The organism is Enterobacter cloacae complex sp. 394I7 (genome assembly GCF_057320345.1).
Window position 1 is genome coordinate 95,008 of record NZ_JBXWCR010000010.1, and the last position, 10,268, is coordinate 105,275.

Sequence of the window (10,268 nt, forward strand, 5' to 3'; positions counted from 1 at the left end):
TATGCACCGTTTCTGTGGATAACTCTGAGCCTGTTTTATCCGCCAGAACAATGACCTGACAGTAGCCGGTAAAATTCTCCTTGCAGGACGGAAAATATCTTAAATAATACTGTATATAAAAACAGGTATTTTAAGAGGTAAGCCATGATCCTTTTTGTCGCTCCCGCATCTGAGCCAGCACTGTTCACCGCACCACTTTTCACAGAGCGCTGTCCGGCAGGTTTTCCGTCACCGGCAGCGGACTACACCGAAGACGAACTGGATCTGAACGCCTACTGTATCCGTCGCCCCAGCGCGACCTACTTTGTCCGTGCCATTGGCGATTCGATGAAAGATATGGGCCTGCACTCCGGCGACCTGATGATTGTCGACAAGGCCGAAAAACCCATGCAGGGGGATATTGTCATCGCAGAAACAGATGGTGAATTCACCGTTAAACGCCTGCAGCTTAAACCCCGAATCGCCCTGCTGCCGATGAATCCCGCCTACCCCACCCTCTACCCGGAGGAACTACAGATATTCGGCGTGGTGATAGCATTCATACATAAGACGCGGGGTACTAACTAATGTTTGCGCTCGCTGATGTGAATTCGTTCTATGCGAGCTGTGAAAAAGTGTTCCGTCCGGACCTGCGTAACAGGCCCGTTGTGGTGCTCAGCAACAACGATGGCTGCGTTATCGCGCGTAGTGCTGAAGCGAAACGGCTGGGTATTAAAATGGGCGTCCCCTGGTTCCAGCTGAGGACGGCACAATTCCCGGAGCCGGTCATCACGTTCTCGAGCAATTACGAGCTTTATGCATCGCTGTCGAACAGGGTTATGTCTCATCTCGAGGAGCTGGCACCGCGCGTGGAGCAGTACAGCATTGACGAGATGTTTCTGGATATCCGCGGTATAGACAGCTGCATCGATTATGAGGACTTCGGCCGGCAGCTGCGCGAGCACGTGCGCTCCGGTACGGGGCTGACAATCGGCGTCGGGATGGGGCCGACCAAAACGCTGGCTAAAAGCGCACAATGGGCATCTAAGGAATGGCGGAAGTTTGGTGGCGTACTTGCTCTGACTTCAGGCAATCCAAAGCGAACGGAGAAACTGCTCTCACTACAGCCGGTGGAAGAAATCTGGGGAGTAGGTCGCAGGATCTCAAAAAAGCTTAATACGATGGGCATCACTACGGCACTGCAGCTGGCGCGCGCGAACCCTGTATTTATCAGGAAAATTTCAACGTTGTGCTGGAGAGAACCGTCCGGGAACTCAACGGAGAAAGCTGTATTTCGCTTGAAGATGCGCCTCCGCCGAAACAGCAGATTGTCTGCAGCCGGTCCTTTGGGGAGCGCGTCACGACGTATGAAGCAATGCGGCAGGCAGTCTGTCAGTACGCCGAGCGTGCAGCTGAGAAGCTGCGCGGCGAGCGTCAGTTTTGCAGGCATATTGCTGTATTTGTGAAAACGTCACCGTTCGCGGTGAACGAACCGTATTACGGGAATGTGGCCAGTGAGAAGCTGATGACTCCCACGCAGGATACCAGAGACATCATTGCCGCAGCGATTAAAGCACTGGATCGGATCTGGGTGAATGGCCATCGATATGCAAAAGCGGGTTGCATGCTCAATGATTTCACTCCTGACGGGGTTTCTCAGCTGAACCTCTTCGATGATACTCAGCCCCGGAGCAACAGTAACCAGCTGATGAAAGTCGTAGACGGCATTAACCATTCCGGTCTGGGGAAAGTGTGGTTTGCGGGACGAGGCATCGCTCCTGAGTGGCAAATGAAGAGAGAAATGTTGTCCCCTGCATACACAACACGCTGGAATGATATTCCTAAGGCTCGTCTGTCTTGATTTGCATCATACTTCACAAGTATGAAGTATTAAATCACACTTCCTATTTATGATTTATTATGTATGATACTTAATGAACGACCCAACTAATCATACTTCACACTTCATAATTAGGATCTATCATGATAACAGTTATTGGTGGTAATAAAGGTGGCTCAGGGAAAACCACCACTGCAGTAAACCTTGCTATAGGTCTTGCTCTCAGGGGTAAAGATGTTTGTCTCGTAAATGGTGATCTCCAACGGACAGCGGCAAAGCACCTTGCTGAACGGGAGGCATCTGAAGTGTTGCCAGCTATCACGCTTATAGAGAAATTCGATAACCTGACTCAAACACTACGAGCACTGGATGAGAAGTATGAGCATGTAATAGTTGATGTTGCAGGTCGTAACTCAAGAGAGTTCATTACCAGCGGTGTGGTTGCTCACAAAATCATCGCACCTCTGCAATGTTCCCAGCCTGACTTAGATACCCTGATTGAGTTACAGCAACAAGTAGAAGGTATGAGAGACCTCAATCCAGATCTGGAAGTCTATTGTCTTCAAAGCATGGCCACTACAAACCCTGTTTTAAGAGGCAATGAGCGTAAAGAGTTTCTTGAATATCTCGATGAATTCCCAACGATAAAAACTCTGGATTCAGTGATTTGTTTCAGAAAGGTTTACCGTGACTGCATGAGCTCTGGTTTAGGAGTATTAGAAACGGATAATACTGCTGCAAAATCGGAAATGGAGAAACTAATGGAAGAGGTATTTGGATAATGGTTAAGAAACCCAGCCAGCAGGCCTCTTCACGTCCAGTAATAACGCCGGAACAAGCAGACGAACTTGCACAGCGTCTCGCTGACAAGCCCTATGGAGATCCAGAGAAACCCAAACAGGAACAAGAGAAGCCTGAAAAACAATGCAGAACGACAATTTCTCTTTATGAGTCTATGTTGTTGAAAGTAGAAGATTTAGCTCTGAAGAATAAGCGAAATGGAAAGGAACCTAAGAACGTTAGTGCCATAGTCAGAGAAGCACTGGAACTATACTTAGGAAATATGAAATCATAAATCATACTTCATACTTCATACTTCACAAATGATATTTATGAGGTTTGATTTCCAGGGTTTAAGGGCCAGTACCTTTTTATATCAAAAAAACCTGCGCCCCCTTATCTTAAAACTCAAAACCCTGGTTCCATTTGTTTAGCGCAGACCACTGCACTCACATTGCAACTAACATGACCCATTTGGTCTGCGACACCACTTCCTGTGTGGCAATATAATGGGATCTCGTATCCCCGCTGAACAATCTTTCCATCGTCATCTTCTTCGATGACTTTTAGTTTAGGTGTCCCTACTGACCAGCCCTTAGCACCACCTTCAGTACCTTCGCCCATAACATATAATCCATTTGGCACATCCCCGTCGTTAGAAACAGCTCCAGCACTTCCACCGGCCCATCTTCCACCGCTCATTCTGTAGCTTTTGTCTAATCTAAAATTACGGGGAAACGGAACAAGAAAGGGCGGGGATGCAGTCACTTTTGCTTCATTCCCAGGCTCAGCATTAGCCTCTTTATATGCTGTTCCAATATACGTCAAACCCTCAGGACAAGAGGGGGACGGGGCGGCTAAAGACTGCGACGCAGACAGGATTAAATATACGGAAAATGAAGCCATTATTGTGTATTTCATAAACACTCCTGACATGATTACTCTTCACTTTCTAAAAATAAACATGTTGGGACTTGATAACACTCATACCATAGAATGATTAAATGTCATTCCGTCTACTTCTCATGGCATTTCGTCAACTGCAGCTGAGCGGCCAACTGAAGAGATGTGGGCCTAACTCGCCACCAATGCACCGGTGCGGTCGCAGAACTGCTAGCAAATACTCTCCGTTACATAATCCCCTTACCAGCTTGGACACTCAGGTAATTCTGTCCACAATAAAACACAGCTAACAAATTTCTAGCAGGTGAAGCACTTATGGGATAACCTCACAACATACCTCCTTATCGCCCCTAGTCCCTATGCTGGATAGCACTTTTTGTTAAAAAAGAAGAACAATAGTATAGTATTGTTTTCCTTAACAACAGCTTCCTCCAGACTTCAAGTCGTAAGAGTGGAGGCTTTTTTTTTGGCTTTTCGATAGGATTGTTGAATTGTCAGATCTCATTCCATACCAAAAACCATACCAGTCAAGCTCTGATTTGTGTCAGAAACTGCAACGAGATGGTTTAACTATCGCTGATGTTGACAATGCGCGAAAGGTACTTGAGAGATGTAGTTACTACCGATTTAAAGCCTATCTGATTCCTTTTCGTGACGAGGCTACCCGCAGATATTATCCAGAGGCAACTTTTGATAAAGCGCATGAGCTATATCTGTTTGATCAGGGGTTACGGCTGCTGGTTTTTAAATTGATACAAAAAATTGAAATTGCCGTGCGCAGTTCTTTTGATTACTGGGTTACTGGAAAAAATCAAAATTCGTTTTGGTATCTAGATTCATCCCTATTTAATCATAGTGATAATCATATCAGAACTGTTTCCAGTGTAAGCATGTCATTCAGAAAATCAAAAGAAGAATTTGCAGAACATTATAGGTCAAAATACTTTAACGAATATTGTCCGTTTCACCGGGGGTTGCCTCCAGGATGGGTGTCAATTGAGTTGTTAACCTTCGGTAATCTGAAAAGCCTGTTAGAAGCCTTTAATCCTTATTCTATCGCAAGTTTGAAACTGGATAGATATGCATCGAGAATTGCGGGGGCAAAAGACTATGTAACTCTTTTGGACTGGTTAACTGTCATCCATACAGTACGTAATGATTGCTGTCATCACACTCGTTTATTTAACAGAAACAGACGAGCACCTAAGCTGGTGAAGAACTTACTTAACCCAGACATTCCGCTAGTGAAAACAAATGTAACAAACCGAGATCAACTTAATCGGATATATACCTCACTTGCCGTTATTCAGAAAATGTTGAGTGCATTTGGTTTTGAGAAATTTGGGGAAGAAGTTCAAGCACTATTCGAAGAATATCCGGTATCTAAATTATTCTATGCTTCAATGGGATTTCCTGAACGCTGGAATGAGGAACAGCTATTTTTTTAAAAAAACCGCAAGCTAATTTCAGGAACTCAAGAAAGAAAGGTCGTGTCAGCGGTCTTTTTTTCTGACGTTTCTCGTAGATTCTTTCGTCCTTCACCCCTGCGAAAATCGCAGAATTCACGTAGCGCACCGCCGTGACTGCTTCCCTCAAAAAAACTCACCGATAATTTTCGTAATGAAAATAACCTAACTCCATGTAAAAAAACAAATTATGTTCGCACCGGCGTTGAGCTGCAGCTGATGGCCAACATCCGGAACGCCTGCGACCGAGCCAGATAATTTGAACAAGATTCCGCGCTCCGGGCGACGTGTCCGGGCAGATCAGCAGCGGACTCTGGCTGCTTCCTGTTTCATTCCCGCACCACCTGGACAGGGAGGTTATTCCGTCCAGTTCTGCTGGCTGGGCGGGATCTGGCCTGGTATAATGTTTAACCTAAACGTACATCCAGCAGGTGAATCATGTTCAATAATGATTTTCTGTTTTATGCACCCATCTGTATAGGTGTTGGCATAGTTGCCTATTTTCTATTTATTAAAAACAGCTAAGGCCGCTCAAGCGGCCTTTTTTACGCCTCTCGTTTAATTCCTCCGGCAGTTAGACATACAGGTAATTCTGTCCAGCATTATTTTTGCCACTTTCGTCCATTCGTCGCGGCCCTTCAGTAACGCACAAAAAATGCTATTAATCCTGGACATTTAGGCACGATCGGAAAAAGTGTCCAAAAAATATTTCGGGTGATCGTATTTAATTTTATTGACCCGCAGCGCAAACCGTGAGTCTGTTCAGAACTCGTTTCTGAACAGGGGAGGGGTTGGACAAGCCCACCGGGCGCGTCAGCCTGTCACATTGGGGTATGCTCTATATATACCATCAGCAAAGATACCGACGAATGTTATTGTGACCACATAAGTGATACCATAATACACAAGACCACTTAAATGTTACCAGAAGGGCAAATAATGTTCGTTTTTGGTTACCTCCGGGCATCAACATCAGAGCAGGATGCCAGTCGGGCAAAAAATGCACTCAAGGCATTTGCAAACCAACATGGCCATCGTATTGCTGGCTGGTATATCGATAATGTATCCGGTACGACAATGAACCGCCCTGAACTAATCAGGCTTCTTGAAGATGCAGAACCCGGTGATATCATTCTCATTGAACAAGTCGACAGGCTTACCCGTCTGGATGATGGGGGCTGGGAGACCCTCAGAAAGCAAATCACCGACAAGCAGCTGGCCATCGTCAGCCTTGATCTACCAACCAGCCATCTGGCGCTATCCAGCACAGTAAGTGATGACTTTACCCGTAGCATGCTGAAGGCCGTAAATGGCATGATGCTGGATATGCTCGCCGCTATTGCCCGAAAAGACTACGAGGACAGGCGACGTCGCCAGGCTGAAGGTATAAGCAAGGCAAAAGCAGAGGGCAAATATCGGGGCAGGGTAGCTGATGCGCAGAAACATGAACTGATACGCACTCTGCGTCTGGTCAACGGTAAATCGCTGCGGGAAACAGCCCGTCTGGCTGGAGTTTCAAAAATGACGGTCATCAGAGTCTGCGCCAGCGTTAGTTAGATACCGAACGCCGGCATTCCCGGCAAGGAAGAAAGAACTTATGCCATCCACTAAAAAAAATGATGCATATGCACGCTGGCTCATAGAGCAGGCAAACAGGAAAGAAAAAGAAGAAATTTCATGTTCGCTCGGAAGGCTAAAAATCACTCTGTTTAATGTTGTGGTGATCGGCCTTCTCTCAGCTATTTTGATACTAGCGATAATGCATGTACCTTCATAGAGCAGCGTGCAGCCAGTAGTGGTAACATATCGGGGTCATTTTTCAGAGCCAGGCTGATGAAGAAGAAAAGCAGCACACCCACTCCCCACGATGCCACGTTCAGGCAGTTCCTGACGCAACCGGATATTGCCCGGGATTTCATGGAAATTCACCTGCCTGCAGAACTGCGCTCAGTCTGCGATCTCAGCACACTGAAGCTGGAGTCCGGCTCGTTCGTAGAGGAAGATCTCCGCCAGTATTTCAGTGACGTCCTCTACAGTCTGAAAACCACAGCCGGCGACGGATATATTCATGTTCTGATCGAGCACCAGTCAACGCCTGACAAACATATGGCTTTCCGCCTGATACGCTATGCGGTGGCCGCTATGCAGCGCCACCTGGAGGCAGGGCATAAAAAACTGCCTCTGGTGATACCGGTGCTGTTCTATACGGGTAAACGCAGACCGTATCCTTATTCAACCCGGTGGCTGGATGAATTTGACAATCCGGCGCTGGCAGGCAAGCTCTACAGCAGCGCTTTCCCGCTGGTAGACGTTACCGTCATTCCGGATGATGAAATCGCCGGCCATCGCAGTATGGCCGCACTGACTTTGCTGCAGAAACATATTCATCAGCGGGACCTCGCTGAACTGGTTGACCGGCTGGCACCCATTTTGCTGGCCGGATATCTGTCTTCATCCCAGGTAATATCGCTGGTACACTATATCGTGCAGGCAGGCGAAACAGCTGACGCCGAAGCCTTTGTACGCGAACTGGCACAGCGTGTGCCGCAACACGGAGACGCACTCATGACCATCGCACAACAGCTTGAACAGAAGGGTATCGAGAAGGGCATCGAGAAGGGCAGGGCTGAAGGCCTGCAGCTCGGTGAACAGCGCGGTATTGAAAAAGGAGAGCGTGAAGCTACCCTTAAAATTGCCCGTACCATGCTGCAGAACGGTATCGATCGCAGTACCGTCATGAAAATGACCGGTCTGTCTGAAGACGACCTTGCGCAGATCCGCCACTAATCCTTTCCTGAGACTCCCTGTCCGGCCATCAGCGTAAACTGGTGGGGCAGGGAGGCACCAGACTCAGGCTCTGCGTGCCAGTCACAGCGATTAAACAGCTTAATCACCCCCGCCACATTCCCCGTCAGACGCGCTGTCAGCGGATATATCTGTCGGCCGCTGTCGTCAAAAGCGACATCGAGGTTGTCCCGGGACAGATAAATGACGTTCACGCCCGCACTGAGCGCCACGGCATTTCGGCCGGACCATTCCCGATCGCTCAGCAGACGGTAGTTCCAGTGCATATCTTTCGCTGTTTCCAGGGCATACGTCAGCCGGAACAGGTCGTTCTGCTCGGACAACTCACCGGTGCAGGAGCGCCAGAGGTAATTCAGCTTGCTGGCCAGCTTCGCGCTGATGCCCAGCTGGCGCCCCTGCTTCAGAAGCCATTCGATATCGGGTGTAACATCACGCGAAAACCGGCGTTGCTTAAGCGCAGTCGCAAGCCATCGGGTGAGAAAGAGGTTTTCCTGTGCCGGCGACAGAACGCCACCATCCTGTCTGGCCAGCGCAAGTGCCACCAGGGCGCACCATGCAAGATGGCCCGATTTATCTGTCAGCGTCAAGCTTGCCTACTCCCTGTATCAAAATTCGTTATACGATGCAGCTCGCGTCGGTATTAATCCGGGCCATAGCATGCTTCCGTCAGAATAATAACCGATCGACACTGAAATTTTAAACTCAGGCGGGATTAAGGTCGTTCCAGGGATATTGTTTCAGCCGTTTGTATGGACAGCAGATTCAGTTGTTTACCGAAATCCGGAAAGCCTGCAGCAGAGAGTACATCAGCAACAGCACTGGCTCTGGGATGGCCTCGTTCAAGCCAGGCGAGTCTGAGAGCAACACCGGTTTTCTCTGTATCATGCATGTTACGCGGCAATTCGGAATGACCAAACGGGCACTCAAAGGCATTCATGGCGTCGAAGAAGCTGCCGAAAATTTCGTCGGCTGGAATAGCATAAAGATGCCATTTCTGACGTAAAGCGGTGATCATCGGCACATTTACACTGTAGCGACAGAGTCTGCCGGTAAGCGGAACTGTAATGCCCAGGCGGCATGCCTGATAGAGGGCAGCGCCAAAATGGTGTGAACCACCGTCGTTCAGCCAGTAGAGCCTCCGCTCTGCCCACGGATATTCAGCAAACCGCATCCTGTCAAGCCGTAATTCCCAGTGCCCCATATTTTTCCGCAGGTGCTCCTCAGTCCACGGGTTTTGCCAGCTCACGGCATCTTAGTATGGGAAACTCATCGATGTCCCGGATATCATGATCCATAGATTTCGATGCCGAAATCCCCCGGATATCCGTGATGTCGCATGAAAAATGAGGGACAGTTTCTTTGCTAATCAGCTTCTGAACCTCAGGAACGGCAAGTGAATGGCTTTCGAGCCGGCGCTGGTAGCCTGGCTTACGGTAGTCGGGCTCCGCTTGGAAAACGGAAAATATCCTACGCTAAGCCTATTTCTTGAACAGAATAGCAGACAGTTCAGAGCTAAAAGCGGATTTTAATGTCTGCCTCTATGAAACACGCCATTACGAATTTACCGCTGTTTGGATTGGCCCCTATATTTCCATACACTTTTTATCACTTAACCCATTACTGGTTCGTCGCCGCAGATATTCCCGTGGCGAACGATACCCCAGTGCACTATGCGGATGCCATTCGTTGTAATGTTCGAAGGCCTCCGCGAGGTTCTTTACCGCTGTTAACCCGTCGGGTTTCGGCATGATACTTATGTAATCGCGCTTCATCGTTTTCACGAAGCTCTCTGCCATCCCGTTGCTTTCCGGGCTACGTACCGCCGTATGCTTAGGCTCCAGTCCTACCATTCTGGCGAACTGACGCGTCTGATAAGAACGGTAGGCTGAACCGTTGTCTGTCAGCCACTCAACGGGGGATGTCGGCAGGCTGTTACCGAAGCGACGCTCCACGGCACCCAGCATGACGTCCTGCACGGTTTCACTGTCATATCCACCAGTACTGGCCGCCCAGTGAAGTGCCTCGCGATCGCAACAGTCCAGAGCGAACGTGACCCGCAGTTTTTCACCGTTATCACAGCTGAACTCGAAGCCGTCAGAGCACCACCGCTGGTTACTTTCTCCAACGGCCACTTTCCCTGTATGCGCCCGCTTCGATGGCGGTATTTCCGGTTTACGCTCAAGCAGCAGCGCATTCTGACGCATGATGCGGTATACGCGTTTGGCATTGATCACCGCCATGTCGTCAGTTTCTGATTGTCTGCGCAGCAGTGCCCATACCCGACGATAACCATAGGTGGGCAGATCGCCGATGACGGTATGGATACGGGCCAGCGCGTCAGTATCATCAGGCTTGCGCTTGCACCGACGATCCTGCCAGTCCTTCGACCGACGGGCCATGGCATGCAGTTGCGCACGTGAGACCCGGAGGCAACGACTGACAAGGCTTATTCGCCATCCTCCGGCAACAAGGGCACGTGCGCTATCCACTTTTTT

The 10,268-nt window shown here is 48.8% G+C and carries 11 protein-coding genes and 1 pseudogene; 7 read left to right on the forward strand and 5 right to left on the reverse strand.

Annotated features, from left to right (window positions below):
- The first annotated feature begins 144 nt into the window (after positions 1-144).
- From umuD to AC2FAP_RS22005, 4 genes and pseudogenes are all read left to right on the forward strand, one after another.
- The gene (gene umuD / locus AC2FAP_RS21990; RefSeq protein WP_172686980.1) at positions 145-567 is read left to right on the forward strand and encodes a translesion error-prone DNA polymerase V autoproteolytic subunit; all 423 of its coding nucleotides are present in this window, start codon (positions 145-147) and stop codon (positions 565-567) included.
- Positions 567-1,840, forward strand: a pseudogene (locus AC2FAP_RS21995) (Y-family DNA polymerase). Before umuD ends, AC2FAP_RS21995 begins: the two are co-directional and overlap by 1 nt.
- 122 nt (positions 1,841-1,962) lie before the next feature.
- Positions 1,963-2,601, forward strand: coding sequence for an AAA family ATPase (locus tag AC2FAP_RS22000; RefSeq protein ID WP_172686979.1), 639 nt, complete (start codon positions 1,963-1,965; stop codon positions 2,599-2,601).
- Complete coding sequence (locus AC2FAP_RS22005) at positions 2,601-2,894, forward strand: CopG family transcriptional regulator (protein WP_172686978.1); 294 nt, start codon at positions 2,601-2,603, stop codon at positions 2,892-2,894. Before AC2FAP_RS22000 ends, AC2FAP_RS22005 begins: the two co-directional genes overlap by 1 nt.
- A 113-nt stretch (positions 2,895-3,007) precedes the next feature.
- Here the strand turns inward: AC2FAP_RS22005 and AC2FAP_RS22010 are convergent, their stop codons facing one another.
- Positions 3,008-3,520, reverse strand: a complete 513-nt coding sequence (locus AC2FAP_RS22010; protein WP_172689088.1) for a hypothetical protein — start codon at positions 3,518-3,520, stop codon at positions 3,008-3,010.
- 473 nt (positions 3,521-3,993) lie between these two features.
- Between AC2FAP_RS22010 and AC2FAP_RS22015 the strand changes: the two genes are divergently transcribed.
- The 3 genes from AC2FAP_RS22015 (at position 3,994) to AC2FAP_RS22025 (ending at position 7,755) form a co-directional block, all read left to right on the forward strand.
- Entirely contained in the window at positions 3,994-4,950 is a 957-nt protein-coding gene (locus tag AC2FAP_RS22015) for an Abi family protein (RefSeq protein ID WP_172686976.1), read from the forward strand.
- 957 nt (positions 4,951-5,907) lie between these two features.
- Positions 5,908-6,525, forward strand: a complete 618-nt coding sequence (locus tag AC2FAP_RS22020; protein ID WP_172689087.1) for a recombinase family protein — start codon at positions 5,908-5,910, stop codon at positions 6,523-6,525.
- Positions 6,526-6,801: 276 nt separating this feature from the next.
- Entirely contained in the window at positions 6,802-7,755 is a 954-nt protein-coding gene (locus AC2FAP_RS22025; protein WP_172686975.1) for an Rpn family recombination-promoting nuclease/putative transposase, read from the forward strand.
- Here AC2FAP_RS22025 and AC2FAP_RS22030 read toward each other — a convergent pair.
- The 4 genes from AC2FAP_RS22030 to AC2FAP_RS22045 all read right to left on the reverse strand — a co-directional run.
- Entirely contained in the window at positions 7,752-8,360 is a 609-nt protein-coding gene (locus tag AC2FAP_RS22030; protein WP_172686974.1) for a DUF2913 family protein, read from the reverse strand. The two genes, AC2FAP_RS22025 and AC2FAP_RS22030, sit on opposite strands and share 4 nt — an antisense overlap.
- A gap of 125 nt (positions 8,361-8,485) precedes the next feature.
- The gene (locus AC2FAP_RS22035; RefSeq protein WP_279750621.1) at positions 8,486-8,974 is read right to left on the reverse strand and encodes a DUF6685 family protein; all 489 of its coding nucleotides are present in this window, start codon (positions 8,972-8,974) and stop codon (positions 8,486-8,488) included.
- 19 nt (positions 8,975-8,993) lie between these two features.
- Entirely contained in the window at positions 8,994-9,068 is a 75-nt protein-coding gene (locus tag AC2FAP_RS22040) for a hypothetical protein (RefSeq protein ID WP_318155675.1), read from the reverse strand.
- Between the two features lie 288 nt (positions 9,069-9,356).
- On the reverse strand, positions 9,357-10,268 hold a 912-nt coding region (locus AC2FAP_RS22045; RefSeq protein WP_320718604.1), incomplete at its 5' end, for an IS3-like element ISEc36 family transposase.